Source organism: Pseudomonas sp. DW-iso3, assembly GCF_058725305.1.
In genome coordinates this window covers 158,370-173,678 of record NZ_JBZXDZ010000008.1, presented here as the reverse complement: position 1 = coordinate 173,678, position 15,309 = coordinate 158,370, and the positions used below count along the sequence as shown (strand labels likewise).

The 15,309-nt window shown below is 62.3% G+C and carries 15 protein-coding genes; 6 read left to right on the top strand and 9 right to left on the bottom strand.

The features are described 5' to 3' along the window. Positions 1 to 6: 6 nt before the first annotated feature. Genes AC4PS7_RS23330 through AC4PS7_RS23315 form a run of 4 tightly spaced genes read left to right on the top strand, consistent with a single transcriptional unit; the run spans position 7 to position 3,193 of the window. Positions 7 to 885, top strand: coding sequence for a metal ABC transporter substrate-binding protein (locus AC4PS7_RS23330; RefSeq protein ID WP_305436756.1), 879 nt, complete (start codon positions 7 to 9; stop codon positions 883 to 885). Further along, the gene (hisI, locus tag AC4PS7_RS23325) at positions 882 to 1,295 is read left to right on the top strand and encodes a phosphoribosyl-AMP cyclohydrolase (protein ID WP_154973705.1); all 414 of its coding nucleotides are present in this window, start codon (positions 882 to 884) and stop codon (positions 1,293 to 1,295) included. The genes AC4PS7_RS23330 and hisI overlap by 4 nt, the downstream gene beginning before the upstream one ends. After that, positions 1,292 to 1,852, top strand: coding sequence for a gamma carbonic anhydrase family protein (locus tag AC4PS7_RS23320; protein WP_010207647.1), 561 nt, complete (start codon positions 1,292 to 1,294; stop codon positions 1,850 to 1,852). Before hisI ends, AC4PS7_RS23320 begins: the two co-directional genes overlap by 4 nt. A 3-nt stretch (positions 1,853 to 1,855) precedes the next feature. Next, a complete protein-coding gene (locus AC4PS7_RS23315) occupies positions 1,856 to 3,193 on the top strand; it encodes a dihydroorotase (RefSeq protein ID WP_069672974.1) in 1,338 nt (445 codons plus the stop codon). A gap of 47 nt (positions 3,194 to 3,240) precedes the next feature. On the opposite strand, the gene AC4PS7_RS23310 is transcribed toward AC4PS7_RS23315, so the two are convergent. Then, positions 3,241 to 3,762, bottom strand: coding sequence for a DUF3617 domain-containing protein (locus tag AC4PS7_RS23310; protein ID WP_010207650.1), 522 nt, complete (start codon positions 3,760 to 3,762; stop codon positions 3,241 to 3,243). Between the two features lie 131 nt (positions 3,763 to 3,893). On the opposite strand from AC4PS7_RS23310, the gene cls reads away from it, so the two are divergent. Continuing rightward, complete coding sequence (gene cls / locus AC4PS7_RS23305) at positions 3,894 to 5,333, top strand: cardiolipin synthase (protein ID WP_044288081.1); 1,440 nt, start codon at positions 3,894 to 3,896, stop codon at positions 5,331 to 5,333. A 5-nt stretch (positions 5,334 to 5,338) separates the two neighbouring features. Here cls and cfaB read toward each other — a convergent pair whose 3' ends face one another. The 8 genes from cfaB to hflK (AC4PS7_RS23265) form a co-directional block, all read right to left on the bottom strand. Next, on the bottom strand, positions 5,339 to 6,523 hold the full coding sequence (gene cfaB, locus AC4PS7_RS23300; RefSeq protein WP_021491451.1) for a C17 cyclopropane fatty acid synthase CfaB: 1,185 nt from the start codon (positions 6,521 to 6,523) through the stop codon (positions 5,339 to 5,341). 87 nt (positions 6,524 to 6,610) lie between these two features. After that, on the bottom strand, positions 6,611 to 7,399 hold the full coding sequence (locus AC4PS7_RS23295; protein ID WP_305436760.1) for an HvfC/BufC N-terminal domain-containing protein: 789 nt from the start codon (positions 7,397 to 7,399) through the stop codon (positions 6,611 to 6,613). Next, on the bottom strand, positions 7,390 to 8,235 hold the full coding sequence (gene bufB, locus AC4PS7_RS23290; RefSeq protein ID WP_010207655.1) for an MNIO family bufferin maturase: 846 nt from the start codon (positions 8,233 to 8,235) through the stop codon (positions 7,390 to 7,392). The genes AC4PS7_RS23295 and bufB overlap by 10 nt, the downstream gene beginning before the upstream one ends. 65 nt (positions 8,236 to 8,300) lie before the next feature. Beyond that, on the bottom strand, positions 8,301 to 8,555 hold the full coding sequence (bufA2, locus tag AC4PS7_RS23285; protein ID WP_010207657.1) for a BufA2 family periplasmic bufferin-type metallophore: 255 nt from the start codon (positions 8,553 to 8,555) through the stop codon (positions 8,301 to 8,303). Positions 8,556 to 8,670: 115 nt separating this feature from the next. Continuing rightward, positions 8,671 to 10,557 (bottom strand): cation-translocating P-type ATPase, encoded by a 1,887-nt coding sequence (locus AC4PS7_RS23280; protein ID WP_021491450.1) that lies wholly within the window; start codon positions 10,555 to 10,557, stop codon positions 8,671 to 8,673. Next, complete coding sequence (gene hflK / locus AC4PS7_RS23275) at positions 10,554 to 11,588, bottom strand: protease modulator HflK (RefSeq protein ID WP_021491449.1); 1,035 nt, start codon at positions 11,586 to 11,588, stop codon at positions 10,554 to 10,556. The genes AC4PS7_RS23280 and hflK (AC4PS7_RS23275) overlap by 4 nt, the downstream gene beginning before the upstream one ends. Then, positions 11,585 to 12,574, bottom strand: a complete 990-nt coding sequence (hflC, locus tag AC4PS7_RS23270; protein WP_031290624.1) for a protease modulator HflC — start codon at positions 12,572 to 12,574, stop codon at positions 11,585 to 11,587. Before hflC ends, hflK (AC4PS7_RS23275) begins: the two co-directional genes overlap by 4 nt. 12 nt (positions 12,575 to 12,586) lie before the next feature. Continuing rightward, positions 12,587 to 14,491 (bottom strand): protease modulator HflK, encoded by a 1,905-nt coding sequence (hflK, locus tag AC4PS7_RS23265; protein WP_069672975.1) that lies wholly within the window; start codon positions 14,489 to 14,491, stop codon positions 12,587 to 12,589. Positions 14,492 to 14,676: 185 nt separating this feature from the next. On the opposite strand from hflK (AC4PS7_RS23265), the gene AC4PS7_RS23260 reads away from it, so the two are divergent. Continuing rightward, positions 14,677 to 15,300 carry a CDP-alcohol phosphatidyltransferase family protein gene (locus tag AC4PS7_RS23260; RefSeq protein WP_010207663.1) on the top strand — a complete coding sequence of 208 codons (624 nt, stop codon included), beginning with the start codon at positions 14,677 to 14,679 and terminating at the stop codon, positions 15,298 to 15,300. Positions 15,301 to 15,309: the final 9 nt, after the last annotated feature.

Here is a 15,309-nt window from a genome sequence, read left to right as displayed (position 1 = left end):
TTCCCGATGCGCGCCCTACTCGTGCTGTTCAGTCTCGTCCTGTCGTTGTCGACGGCCCAGGCCGCAGACAAGCTTCAGGTGGTTACCAGCTTCAGTATCCTTGATGACATCACCCACCAGATCGGTGGCGATCACATCCAGATCAGCAACATGGTCGGCCCTGACGCCGACGCCCATACCTACGAACCCACCCCCGACGATGCCAAGGCGTTGCTCAAGGCCAAGGTGATCATCAAGAATGGCTTGGGCTTCGAACCCTGGCTGGACCGCCTGGTGACCAGCACCGAAACCAAAGCCACGGTGGTAACCGCCAGCAAGGGCGTGATCTCCCACACCATGGAAGAGGACGGCGAGACCATCCCTGACCCGCACGCCTGGCACAACCTGGCCAACGCCGAAATCTACGTGAACAACATCACCAAGGCGCTGATCGCTGCTGACCCGGCCAACAAAGCCGACTACAAACAGAACAGCCAAACCTACCTGAAAGAAATCTATCGCCTGCTGGCCGAAGCGAAGACCAAGTTCGGCGCACTGCCCGCCGGCAACCGGCGCATCGTCACCTCCCACGACGCCTTCGGTTACCTGGGCCAAGCCTACGGCATCGAGTTCCTGGCGCCCCAGGGCCTGTCCACCGAGCGCGAGCCGTCCGCTGCCGAAGTGGCTGCGCTGATCACCCAGATCCGTAAAGACAAAGTCAAAGCCGTGTTCATGGAAAACATCAAGGATTCGCGCTTGCTCAAGCAGATCGCTGACGAAAGCGGCGCGCAGATCGGCGGCACGCTGTACTCCGATGCCCTCGCCGCAGAAGGCCCGGCCAGCACCTTTACCGGTCTGTTCGAATACAACCTCAACACTCTGTGCACGGCCCTGAGCAAACCATGACTTTGAGCATGCTCGACCTGGAAGGGGCTGCCGTCGGTAGCCGCTTTCCACTCGAACCCGTGCTCGATGCCTTGCCGTGGAACAGCGATGGCCTGATCGCCGCCATCGCCCAGCAACACGGCAGCGGCGAGGTATTGATGCTGGCCTGGATGAACCGCCAGGCCCTCAAGGAAACCTTGGACACCGGGCAAGTCTGCTACTGGTCGCGCTCACGCCAGCAGTTGTGGCGCAAGGGCGAAAGCTCCGGGCACTGGCAACAGTTGGTGGAAGCACGCCTGGATTGCGACGGCGACGCGGTCCTGCTGATCGTCGACCAGCAAGGCCCGGCGTGCCACACCAGACGGCCCACCTGCTTCTACAACGCCATCGACGGCGACTACGTTCACATCATTACGGAGCCCCTCGCATGATCCGCAAAAATCCGTCCGGCGATCTGCCCGTGATTGCCGAATCGGCCTACGTCGACAAGACCGCCATCATCTGCGGAAAAGTCATCATTGGCGAAAACGTTTTCGTCGGGCCCTACGCTGTGATCCGTGCCGACGAAGTCGACGCCAGCGGTGGTATGGACCCGATCGTCATCGGCGCCAACTCCAATATCCAGGACGGCGTGGTCATCCACTCCAAGTCCGGCGCGGCGGTGACGATCGGCGAGTTCACGTCCATTGCGCACCGTTCCATCGTCCACGGCCCCTGCACCGTCGGCGACCGTGTGTTTATCGGTTTCAACAGCGTGTTGTTCAACTGCGCCGTGGGCGACGGCTGCGTGGTGCGCCACAACTCGGTGGTCGACGGCCGCGACTTGCCCGCCGCGTTCTATGTGCCCTCCACGACCCGCATCGGGCCCCACACCGACCTCTCGCAGTTCCCCCCCGTGAGCGTCAGCGCCTCGGAATTTTCCGAAGACGTGGCACGCACCAACGTTGATCTGGTGCGCGGGTACAAAGCCCTGCAAAACGAGTTCTGAACCATGAGCCGCCTGCTGATCCGCAACGCCCGCCTGGTGAACGAAGGCCAGGAATTCGACGCCGATGTGCTGGTCGCCAATGGCCGTATCGAGAAAATTGCCAGCAGCCTGCAAGGCTACAACGAGCCCGTGGAAATCGACGCTCAAGGCCAATGGCTGCTACCCGGAATGATCGATGACCAAGTGCACTTTCGCGAACCTGGCGCGCCGGAAAAAGGCAGTTTCTACAGCGAATCCAGGGCAGCGGTAGCCGGTGGTATCACCAGCTTCATGGACATGCCCAACACCCATCCCGCCACCCTTGACCTGGATGCCCTGACCGACAAGAAACGCCGCGCCGCCCTGCACTCGGTAGCCAACTATGGTTTTCACTTCGGCGTAAGCAACGACAACCTCGACACCGTCGCCGCCCTCGACCCGCGCGAGGTGGCCGGGGTCAAAGTGTTCATGGGCGCTTCGACCGGCAATATGTTGGTCGACGATCCGCGGATCCTGGAACGCCTGTTTGCCGAGGTTCCCACGATTCTGCTGGCCCATTGCGAACACACACCAAGCATCCAGGCCAATGAAGCGCGGCTGCGTGAGCGTTTCGGCGAGCATATCCCCGCCGTCGCGCACCCGCTGATCCGCGATGCCGAGGCATGCTTCCGCTCTTCATCCTTTGCGGTGGAATTGGCCAAGCGCCACGGCACCCGCCTGCATGTGCTGCACCTGACCAGCGCACGCGAGCTGGCGCTGTTCGAAGACAAACCCTTGAGCAAAAAACGCATCACCGCCGAAGTCTGCCTGCACCACTTGATGTTCGATGATCGCGATTACCACCGCCTCGGCCATCAGATCAAATGCAACCCGGCGATCAAGACCCGCGCCGACCGCGACGCCTTGCGCCAAGCCTTGTTGAGTGATCGTCTGGACGTGATTGGCAGTGATCATGCGCCGCATACGTGGGCACAAAAACAGTTGCGTTATCGCGAGGCGCCGTCGGGATTACCCCTGGTGCAGCACGCGCTGCCGGCGTTGTTGGAGTTGGTGGCCGACGAGCTGCTGCCGCTGACCACCCTGGTGGCGAAAACCAGTCACCGTGTGGCCGACTTGTTCGCCATCCCGGATCGCGGCTACCTACGTGAGGGTTATTGGGCCGACCTGGTGTTGATCAAACCGGAGCCCGAAGGCAAACCCGTCAGCAGCCAGCCGATCCTGGCCCGCTGCGGTTGGACGCCCTTCGCCGAACGCAGCTTTCGCCACAGCGTCAGCACCACCCTGGTTTCCGGCCACTTGGCCTGGCACAACGGTCAGGTCGTCGACAGTTGCCAGGGTCTGCCTCTGCACTTTGAGCGCTGACCCCACGCACACCTGTAGGCGCAAGCTCGCGCCTACAGAGGGGGAAGTCAGGCGCGAGGCTTGACCGTTCCGCAATCGTTGCCCAGCCACTGGGCATGGCTGTCCAGGCTGCCCTTCTGCTGAATGCCAGTGGCATTGAAGGTGCCGTTGACGGTGGTGCTGAATTCTTTCTGGCTTTGGAAGGTAGCGACGCCAGTGCCCTGGGCTTTCGGGCAACTGAAGCGGAATTTCCACTGATTGCCGGTCTTGTCGGTCACTTCCTGTTTGCAGCCCGATTGTGGGTCGGTCAGCGGGATCGAATCGGAGGCGACTTGAGCTGGGGTCAGGCACACCTGCACGCCTTTACCGGCCATGGTGATGCCTTGTTTTTCCAGCATGGCGCGCTGTTCCGGGGTCATCTGTTGCTTAAGCTGACCGAGGATCAGCGACAGGTCCGGCAGGTCCTGGTTATCGACTTTCATATTGCTGGTGGTCAGTTCCCACAAGCCCGGCGCCAGCATCTGCGCCTGCGCCGCCACCGGCAGCGACAAACCAATCATCATGGCCAAAGACAGCAGACGAGCATTCATCGGGTAACTCCTGGGTAATGTTGGGCGTTAGACGCCGCAAAGGTGCCAGGGTTGCACGGCAAATAAAATAGCGACATTCCTGACCAGACATGGTCTGTTAGGCACTTGGATTGCCTGGAGTAACGTCGTCCATGGATTTTTTTGGCCCGCACCTGCTCGCCTACTTCATCGCCACGCTGCATTTTCTCGGGACCCTCGCCGCGATTCACGCGGTGCTGACCGTCAGGACCGCCCAAGGCTCGATCGCCTGGGCATTGTCGCTGATGTTCATGCCCTACCTCACGCTGATCCCGTACCTGATCTTCGGCCGGAGCACGTTCGACGCCTACATCCAGGCCCGTCGCCAGGCCAACCAGGAAATGCACACCGCCATTGCCGAGCTGAACTGGCGCCCATGGGTCGAAGAAGCCCTGGCCGCCCGTAACTCCAGCGCCTATGCCTCGCTGCGCGCCATGCCCAAGCTGGGCCGCATGCCGTGCCTGGCCAACAACGAAGTGCGTTTGCTGATCAATGGCGACGCCACCTTCGGCGCGATCTTCGAGGCGATTCGCAACGCCAGGACGGCGGTGTTGTTCCAGTTTTTCATCATTCATGACGACGACCTTGGCCGACAGTTGCACGTCCTATTGAAGGAAAAGGCCGCAGAGGGTGTCGCCATTTACGTGCTGTATGACCGTATCGGCAGCCACGCCCTGCCCCATCGTTATGTGCAATCCCTGCGCGACGCCGGAGTCAACGTGAAAGCCTTCGCCACCCGCAGCGGCTGGCTCAATCGCTTTCAGGTCAACTTCCGCAACCACCGCAAGATCGTGGTGGTGGATGGCATCACCGGGTTTGTCGGCGGGCATAACGTCGGCGATGAATACCTGGGCAAGCAACCACCGCTGGCACCGTGGCGCGATACCCATGTGCAGGTGATCGGCCCGGTGGTGGCGTGCTTGCAGGAATCGTTTGCCGAAGACTGGTTCTGGGCTGCGCGAGAACTGCCGCCACTGATATTGCCGGACGCCTACCCCGAAGACGGCGTGCTCTGCCAATTGCTCGCCAGCGGTCCAGCCGACCCCTATGAAACCTGCTCACTGTTTTTCGTCGAAGCCATCCATGCAGCGACTGAGCGCGTATGGATCACCAGCCCCTACTTCATCCCCGACGAAGCGGTGTTTTCCGCCCTGCGCCTGGCAGTGCTGCGGGGTGTCGATGTGCGCCTTCTGCTGCCCTCACGGCCTGATCACCGCATCGTCTACGCCGCGTCCAGCCTTTACGCGATCGAAGCCGTGCGCGCTGGCGTGCGGGTGTTCCGCTATACCCCAGGCTTCCTGCATCAGAAGGTGGTGTTGGTTGACAACGAAATCAGCGCCATCGGCAGTGCGAACATGGACAACCGTTCGTTCAGGCTGAATTTCGAAGTGATGTTGCTGACGGTCGACGAGGCCTTTGCCAAGGAAGTCGAACACATGCTGCTGGACGACTTCTCCCTGGCCCATGAAGTCAGCCAGGCGGAAAGCCGCGAAACCCGCCGCCTTCAACAACTGGGCATGCGGGTTGCGCGGCTGATTTCACCGATTTTGTAACCCACTCAACGGTAGATATCTTCCCGTGTCCACGGCAGGTCATGGCTGCCATCGGCATGGGGTTTCACCGCCAGAATCTGGTGCAGGTTGATCCAGCCCCGCGCAAACGCATACGCACAACCCGCCAGGTACAGCCGCCAGATGCGCAACGCTTGCTCCGGCACCATTTTCGCCGCCGCTTCAAGGTTGTCTTCCAGGCGCTCGCTCCAATGGTCCAAGGTGCGCGCGTAGTGCAGGCGGAGGCTTTCGACGTCGACCACTTCCAGCCCGACTTCGCTGATCTCGGCCGTCATCATCGCCAAATGCGGCAGTTCGCCGTTGGGGAACACGTAACGCTCGATGAACTCCCCGGCGCCGCGCCCTACAGGACGACCGTCGGTGTGCTTGGCGGTAATGCCGTGGTTCATCACCAGGCCGCCTTCGCGCACCGCGCCGAACAGGATCTTGCAGTACTCCGCCAGGTTGGCGTGGCCGACGTGTTCGAACATACCCACGCTGACCACTTTGTCGAAACGGCCGTCTTGCGGCAGGTCACGGTAGTCGAGCAATTGCAGGTCCACCTGGCCTTCCAGGCCTTCGGCTTTGACCCGTTCCCGCGCCAGCGCCAACTGCTCCCGGCTCAGGGTGATGCCAAACACCTTGACCCCGAATTCCCGCGCAGCAAACCGCGCCAGCCCGCCCCAGCCACAGCCGACATCGAGCAGGTACTCACCTGGCTGCAACCGCAACTTGCGGCACAGGTGGCGGAATTTGTCTTGTTGGGCCTGATCGATGGATTCGCTGCCGGTTTCGAAATAACCGCAGGAGTACGCCATGTCCTGGTCCAGCCACAGCTGGTAGAACTCATTGGACAGGTCGTAATGGTAGGAAATAGCCGCTGCGTCAGTGGCCTTGTCGTGGATCGAGCGCACCGGACGACTCCCCTCGTCGTCTGCGATCAGGGCGTGACTCAATTCATCACAAACCCGGATGACCTCGGAGATGGAGCCTTCCAGCTCCAACTTTCCCTCGACGAAGGCTTCGCCCAGTGAATCGAGCGTTGGATGGGACAGCTGGGTCACGACCGTGGGGTCCTTCACCACGATGGTCACACTGGGCTCGGGGCCCAAGTTGAATTCATGGCCGTCCCAGAGTCGAAGACGCAGCGGTAGCTGAAGATTCTGTAAGGCCGGTGGAAGTTGCGCGAGCATGGATGATCCCCCCTTGTTTCAGACGTCTGCTGAGAGGTTAGACCATCCGAAGACAAAGTAGGAGGCTATCGATTTGATAGCCCTCTTCTATGGGGCTCGGCGCTCGAGCAACCCGTCCTGGACCCATTGCTTCAGCCATGTGACGGCCTGCAGTGGCGCACCCTCTGCATGAGTGACTGCCAACTCGGCGCACAGTTCGGCAAAGCTCCAACCGGTGGTCGCCATTCCTGTCAAGGCAGAGGCTTCGGCGGGCTCCAGGCTACGGTAATGGCAGACATTCTGATGGCGCCACACCAGGCACATCTGCGCCGGGGCTAGCGTGTGGCTGTCGGGGAATTCGGATTCGTCCTTGCTGGCACGCCAGATGGCTACGCTGTTGAACCGGCACAGCAGCGGTTGCACCGAGGACGCCAGGGAGACCTGCAACACCGGCCACGCGTCGGGCGGCAACGACGCCATGTCGTTCAGCGTCAGCGGTTCACCCTGCGGCGCATCAAATGCCAGGGTAAACGCCCATTCCAAGCGCGCCAGCTCCGCCAATGGCGCACTCTGCTCCACCCTCCAATGCTCAAGGATAAACGCCGGGAAACGCTCGCCCAGCCAGCGCAGGCTGTAATGAGCCGAGGGGTAGCGACGCAGGTAAGCCTCGGTCAACGCGGCAAACTCGTCATCGCCCAACCAATAAAGGAGGGCGCTGAAGTCATGCCGCAAGACTTCCTGCAACCGTGAGAGGTAGGCGTTGTGGTAAATCGCCAGGCCCGTGTCCACATCCAGCGTCGGCCCGCCGAGCAACGTGGCGGCGAAGTCACTGCGGGCAGTCGAGGTTTCCGTCAGCAGGTGCTGTTCGAAGGCCAACTGCCAATCGGTCAGGCGCATAACGGCCTCCTGGCCAGTGCCGTCGCGCCCAGTTCACGGGCCTTGTTCAGTTCGGTGAGCAGCTCTTCAAAGGGTGGGAAATGGTCGTCCCGCTCCAGCAGCGTCGACACGGGTCCCAGATGTTCAAGCGTCTGTTGGTAAAGCGCCCACACCGGGTCACACACCGGATGGTCATGGGTGTCGACCACGTAGTCGCCATAATCCATATGCCCCGCCAGATGCAGTTGGCGGATACTCTCCGGTGGCAGGTTGCGGATAAACGTCCAGGCGTCGAAGCCATGATTGCGCGAGCTGACGTACACATTGTTGACGTCCAGCAACAGCTGGCAGCCCGACAGGTGGGCCAAGGCATTGAGGAATTCCCATTCGGTGAATTCGTCCGCTTTCGAACGCACATAACTGGAGACGTTTTCCAGCACCAACGGGCGTTGCAGCACGTCCTGCACCTGGAGCACACGGGCGGCCACGTGGTAGAGGCTTTCTTCGGTGTAGGGCAGCGGCAGCAGGTCATGCAACTGGTGGGCGCTGCCGCGGCTCCAGCACAGGTGATCGGACACCCACGCCGGCTGGATACGCTCAGCGAGCTGTTTGATCTGCTGCAGGTAATCGGTATCGAGGGGATGGGGCCCGCCGATGGACAGGGACACACCGTGCATCACCAGGGGATAGCGCTCGGCTATCGCATCCAGGTAATACAAGGCTTTACCGCCCTGGACCAGGTAATTCTCGGAGATCACTTCGAACCAATCCACAGGTGGCGATTGTTCAAGGATCTGCTGGTAGTACTCGCTGCGTAAACCCAGGCCGTAACCGAGGCTCGGAAGAGAGGTAGGCATAAGACACTCCTGGGAAAGTGTCCGCAGCGGTGGGGGCGACCGCTGCGGGTGCACTGAGCTGTCGGTTATTCGCCGACTTTGCCGCCAGCCTTGGTGCAGGCATCGGCACTGGCCATCGCCTTGAAGCCCTGGCCTTTGCAAGAACCCTGGCCTTTACAGGCGTGGTCCTTGGTTTTGCAATCGTTCTGGCCTTTGCACGCGTTGATGCCGTAGCAGTGAACGGCGGTGTCGGCGGCTTGAGCCTGAGTGACAACACCGGCGAACAGGGTAGCGGCGGCCATTGCGAGAGCGGCACCGGCAGCAGCGGATTTGATGTTCATTGTTGTATTCCTCATGATCGTAGGGGTGTCGGTCCGAACGGGTTGTTCAGTCTCGACACACCACTAGAGTGAGGCCCCTCATCGGCGTTACAGCGGTGTGCAAATATTTCTGAAATTACTCTTCAAGCTTCAAAAGCGGTTCCTGAAAGCGCAGTAACCGCCCCGCGTTTCCCAGTACCAGCAAAGTGCTGAGGTTATGCAACACCGCTGCAATCATGGCGCCCGCCGCACCCAACCAGCCGAAAGCGGCGAACACGACAATGGCCAAGGTCCAGCCCAGGCCGATGATCACGTTGACCTGCAAAGTCTGCCGACACTGGCGACTCAAGCGCACACACGTGCCCAGGCGTCGCAAGTCGCTGCCGATCAGCACCACGTCCGCAGACGCCAGGGCAATATCCGCCCCACCCGCGCCCATGGCCACGCCAACCACACCGGCCTTGAGAGCCAGGGAGTCGTTGATGCCGTCGCCCACCACCATCGGGCGGAAGCCGTTGCTGATCTCACCCAACACGCGGTTGAGCTTGTCTTCGGGCAAGGCCTGGGCTTCGACATCGCTGATGCCTACCTCCAGCGCCAGGCTGTTGGCCACGCTTTGGCGATCGCCGGTGAGCAGCAGTTGGCGACCGAGGCCAAGGTCACGCAGCTCTTGCAGAGCCTGGCGTGCCTCCGGCTTGACGCTGTCGGCCAGCAGCAACCAGGCGAGAAACTGCCCGTTCAGCGCCAGCCCGGCGATGGGGCCATCGTGATTCGGCACGGCGGTGGTGGTGATACCCAGTTGCTCAAACAATTCCGGCCGACCCAAGGCCGCTTCACCCCGATCAGTCTGCGCCACTACCCCCAAGCCCTGACGCTCACGAATATCCGTCAACACCAACAGCTGTTCCTGTGTTGCCAAACCCGCCAACGCCCGACTGACCGGATGGCTGCTGGCGGAGCCGAGACTGGCCGCCAGGTTGAGCAGCACCTGCCGATCCGGCGCAGTGGTTTCGATGGAGTGCAGGCGCAAGGTGCCGAAGGTCAGCGTCCCGGTCTTATCGACCACCAATGAGGTCAGGTCCGCCAGCTCCTCCAGGAACGCGGAGCTGCGAATCAGGATTCCATGCCGCGCCGCGACGGCTATCCCGGCGATCGCGGTGGCTGGTGCCGACAGCACCAACGCGCACGGGCACGCCGCCACCAACACGGCGAGCATCGCCTGGGCGTCGTTGGTCACGAACCAGGTCACCGCCGCCAGTAGCAACACCAGCACCATATAGCTGCCGGCATAGCGTTCCAGCAGCCGCGTAATCGGTGGCTTGGACCGCTCGGCGTTCTGCATCAACGCGATGACTTTGCCCAACGTGGACTCATTACCCGTGCGGGTCACTTGCAGGCGCAGCAGGCCGTCGAGATTGATCGCCCCACCAAACACCTGCACGCCCACACTGGCTTCCAACGGCACCGACTCACCGGTAATCGGCGCCGTATCCAGGCTCGCCTGGCCCGACAGCACCACGCCATCTGCCGGCACCCGATCACCGGCCCGCACTTCGACGACATCGCCGGTGTTCAGCGTGCCGTTATCCACTTCGACAATGCTGCCATCCGCCTGTACCAACCGCGCATGGCTGCGAGTCAGCTTGCCCAACGCGTGGATCGCTTCCTGGGAGCCGATCACGCTGCGCTCCTCCAGTACGTGACCGAAGATCATGATGATCGGCAACAACGCGGCAGTCAGCAGATCGCCCGTCGCCCAGGCGCCGAGCATGGCCAGGGCGATCAGTTGGTCGGTGATGCCATGCAGGCTGGGAAACCGCAGGCTGTACCAGGCCGAACGCATCACCGGCACGGCCACCAGCAACGACGCGACGCCCAGCAGGAGTTGGCTCACGCCGGATTGGTCCGGCGCCAGCCAGCGCCATGCCAGGCCCAGTACCAGCAAACCCAGGGCCAGCATCGCCAGGGTCAATTGCCGGGCAGCGCTGCGCTGCTCGGCGGAGGTCAGCATGGGTGCGCTCATTGTTCGGCTCCCTGAATGATCAAGCGGGAGTCGTCTTTCGGATCCACCGTGGTCACGGCACCGGCCTGGCCGAGAATCTTCGGCAAGCGCTCACGGTACAGGCGCAGCAACAGGCCCGGGTCTTTCACTTGGGCCAGGCTAACAACGGTCGCGGTTTGCGCCTGGGCATTGGCCAGACGTTCGCTGGCCTGGGCGTGGGCGACTTGCACCAGGCGGTCGGCCTGCTGGGTCGCTGTCTGGGTGAGTTTTTCCGCGTCGGTGCGCGCATTGGCCACGGCCTTGTCGGCTTGCTGGCTGGCAGTCAGCACGGCGTTGAACGCATTCACCGCCGGGCCCGGCAGGCTCGATTGCACGTCGACACGGGTCACTTCGATGCCCAGCCCCAAACCAGTGGACGCCAACTCCGTAAGGCGTTTATTGATGCCTTGCACCAAGTCGCCGCGCAACCGCTCACGGCGTTCAGCGGCGCCGTTGTCGGTGCCGATCAACTCGGGGCGCGCGACCAAAATAGTATCCAAGTCCCGCGCCGCTGTGAGGGCTACCGCGCTGCGCGTCACCACCCGATCCAGGGCCGGCAGCACATGATCGCCCTGCAACACAAACGCATAGGGCTCGGTGACCTTGTAGAACACCCGCACATCCAGTTGCACCACACCGGCATCGCCCGTCAGCAGGTAACCGGAACCGGCCAACGCATCACTCAATGGCGTCGCGAAACTGGCCACACGGTCGGCCTGGATCGCTGCGTCGGAGCGCAGCAGGTTCTCCACGCGGCGTTCGATCACGCGGTCAGCAGCCGGCAGCAGTACCACTTGCTCGAACGGCTGCGGCCACGCCACCAACAACCCGGCATTCTGGATACGGTCGAGCGCGCCGAAATGCAGGACTACCGCGCGGTTCTGCGGGTCAATCTGACGCACATTGGAAAACGCCCAGGCCAGCGCCGCCAATACAGTCACCGCGTACAACGCCAGGAAGGCCAGGCGCCCGGCCTGGATCCATGGGCTGTCCGGGGTGTCACGCTCGGTCATGGCTGGACATCCTTTGGCCCGTCCACCAAGGCGCGAAACGGTGCGGCGTCGGTGCGCAGGATGATCTTGGTGCCCGGTGTGACAACCGTGCCCAAGGTGTCCAGGGACCGCAGCAGGTTGTAAAGCTGCGGATTACCGGCGTAAGCGCGAGCATAAATCTGCGCCGCTTCGACCCGCGACTGGGCCTCGATATCGGCGGCCTTCACCGTGGCATCGGCCTGCACAATCCGCGCATCACGCTCGGCGGCGGAGCGGATCTGCGCAGCTTCACGCTTGCCCACGGCGGTGCGTTCGGTGGCAATGGTTTCACGCTCGGCACGCATGCGGTCGACGGTGGCGGTGAGGGTCACCGACGGCAGGGTCAGGCGTTCAATGCCGACCTGGGCCACGCGCACACCGTAGGTAGTGAGCAATTGTTGATCAATCTGCTGGCGCAACTGTGCTTCGAAATCAGCGATACGCACCTGGCTGGCGTCGGTGTTGATCAAGCTGGACAGGTCGAAGCTCGCCGCCGTGGTTTCCAGCGCCGAACCCACGAAGGTACGAATCTGCCGCGCCGCTTCATCCGGCTGGTTCTGCACCGCACGCATGAAGCGCTGCACGTTGTCCGCGTCGCCCTGTACCTGCCACGCCACGTACGCCTGCACGATGATGCGCAGGCCGTCGCGGGTGCCCACATCCTGCAAGCCGCTGGAAGTGGTGCGCAGGCGCAAATCGACCGGGATCGCCGCTTCGAACGGCGCCGGCCAGCGCCAGCCCAGGCCCGGTTCCAGCAGCACCCGCGATGGGTTGCCGAAACGCGTGATCACCGTAGCTTCGCCGGATCGCACTTGCACCAGGCTGGCGGCGGCGACTGCAAACAGCACCAGCAACAGCGCCCAGGTCATACGCCGCCAGGGGAACGGGCCGGCAGCCTGTTCATCACCGTGATGATGGTGGTGGTGATGGCCGTGATGATGACCGTGATCGTGAGAATGAGCGCTCAACAGACCGACTCCTTATTGAACGGCTTTACGCGGCACCGAAGGATCGGCCGGCAAGGTAAAAGAACGTAGATCGATCGTCGGCGCGCCGTCGGCACCCAGGCGATGATCCAGAATAAGCAGCTTGGCGTGGGCCAGGCCCTGGCTGAGTTGGCCCAGGTACTGTTCCAGCACGAACGCCTGCCCCGCCGTGGCGTAGGCCTTTTGTTCGGCGGCGAAGCGCAGGTTGGCCGCTTGCGCGCCCGCGTTCACTTCGCGGGCTGTGGCCGTGGCCTGGTCGCGGGCGGTGCTGGCTTGCAGCAACGCCTGGTTGGTTTGTTCGCTGGCCGCGCCGCGTTCGCGGGAGATCAGGGCCTGGGCGCCGATCTGTGCAGCCTGCACACCGTGGTAAGCGTTGGCGGCACCGGCCGGAGGGTGGATCGCCTCCACCACCGTGGCGAGGATTTCCACGCCGCTGTCGAGTTTTTGCAGATCGGCCTGTACGGCGCGGCCGATTTCGTCAGCCAGGCGGGTGCGTTGTTCACCGAGCAATTCGTCGAGGGTGCGCGAGGCAAAGTCATGCACGAGGATGCGGCTGGCGGTGCTGCGGAGCAGGGTTGTTACGTCCGCGCTGTTATAGGTGGCGGCGAGCGCGGCCTGATCGGTAAGGCCGATGCGGTAGACGAAACGCACATCCATATTGACGATCTGGAAGCTCTGTTTGTCGCCGCTGCTGCTGGCGATCACCTGAGACTTGTCATTCACATGGCTGGCGTCCCACAAACGGTTGGCAATCAACGGCGCCGGGCCTTCGGCAGGGGCCAGTTCCGACGTGGCCGCTTCACTGACACTGGTGGCCAGTTCATGCACTACGCCGTTTTCCACGTTGATGACGCGGCCCAATGGCCACGGCAATCCCGCATGCAGGCCTGGGCCGAAGACCTGTACCGGCTTGCCAAAACGTTCATAGATCCCACGGCCTTGCAGGGGCACTTCGTGCACGCCGGTCAGCGTCCAGCCTACCGCCAACACCACCAGCAACACCGGCAGGAACGCCCGACGCATGTAAGTAAACGCCCAGATCTGGCGCAGGTCGATGCCAAAGCGGTTGTGCAATTCATGCTGCAGCGCGAGCAAGGGTTGCGGCGGCCAGCGCAGCAGCCCGGCGATAAAGCTTTGCGCCATCAGCCGGGGCTCGAGGCGTGGCTCGCGCGGGCTGAACAGGGACAGCACCGCTCTTAATAGAAACTCCAGCGAGACCAGTGCTGGCAGCAAGCCGATCCCTACGGCCAACCTTAGGGGCCAGACGGCGTTCGCACCGGCAAAGAGCAGGCACACCGCACTGACCACCAGGCAAATAATCGCTACCCGGCTCAATTGCGCCAGTTGCGACGCTTCCGGCCATTGCGCGGCGGTCTCCTGGGCCAGGCGGCGTTCAAACACCAGCAAACCAAACGCCAATCCCAACGCGAGCGCGGCTCCAACGCTTGCCGATTGACCGACCGGTGCGGCGGGCAAGGCCAGGTTCCAGAACTCGACAATGCTGACCAGCGCCAGCAACGACCACCCCCCCAGCCACAACACTGGCGTGCCAATCTGTTGGCCAAAGCGCTCCACAAGACGCGCGTAACGGCTCGCGTCTTCAACCGGTAGCTGAACCAACGGTTCTTCCAACGCCTGGGCGCGCCAATCCGCCACCCACCACGCCGATTGCAATCCGGCCACCAGCAGCAGCAACGCCGACGCGCAGTTAATCAATACCACCGGCCAGATCGACAGCGGCGCAAACAACGCGACAAACAACGCCAGCACCCAGCCGGCAATGGCCAGCACCGTCAGGCTGATACCGGCCTGGCGCACTCGGCGCGCATGGAACAGCCCCTGTTGAAAACGCGGAAGGCCTTGCGCTGAAGCGCCGTCAGCTTCCAGATCCACTCGCATCCACTTACGTCCGCTTGTACACAATTAGTTACGATATAACACACGGCGTGAAATTTTTGTTTGCTTAAGAGCAGACCGTGACTAAACCCCCAGAAACACGCGCCATCACTGGTGCAGGCCACGATTAATCGGCACACTCCAGAACAGTTTTTCGCGGGTCCACGGACAAGGAAGCGTCACCTCCCATGATTTCGATCTATCAGCTCAAGCCGCGTTTTCAAAACCTGCTGCGCCCTCTTGTGCAGCGCCTCTATGACAATGGCACCACCGCCAACCAGATCACCGTGCTGGCCGGCGTGATTTCCTTGCTGGTCGGCCTGCTGATCGCCGGCTTCGCCCAACACCTGTGGCTGTTTGCCCTGATCCCGCTGTGGATGATCCTGCGCATGGCTCTCAACGCCATCGACGGCATGCTCGCCCGGGAATTCGGCCAGCAGTCGCGCCTGGGTGCCTACCTGAATGAACTGTGTGATGTGATCGCCGACAGTGCGCTGATCCTGCCGTTCGCGCTGATCCCCGGCGTGAGCCTGGCGCCGGTGCTGCTGGTGGCGTTGTTGGCAGTGTTCAGCGAATACGCCGGCGTGCTGGGGCCGATGGTGGGCGCATCACGGCGCTATGACGGGCCGATGGGCAAAAGCGATCGCGCGTTCGTACTCGGCGTACTGGCCACCGGCGTGGCGCTGGGCTGGCTGGGCGCGGGCTGGGTCGACACGGTGATGTGGCTGGTGGCCGCCCTGCTCGCTTACACCATGGTCAATCGGGTGCGTCAGGGCCTCAAAGAACAACCAGAAACCTCCCCTTCTGCATAAGGACTTTGC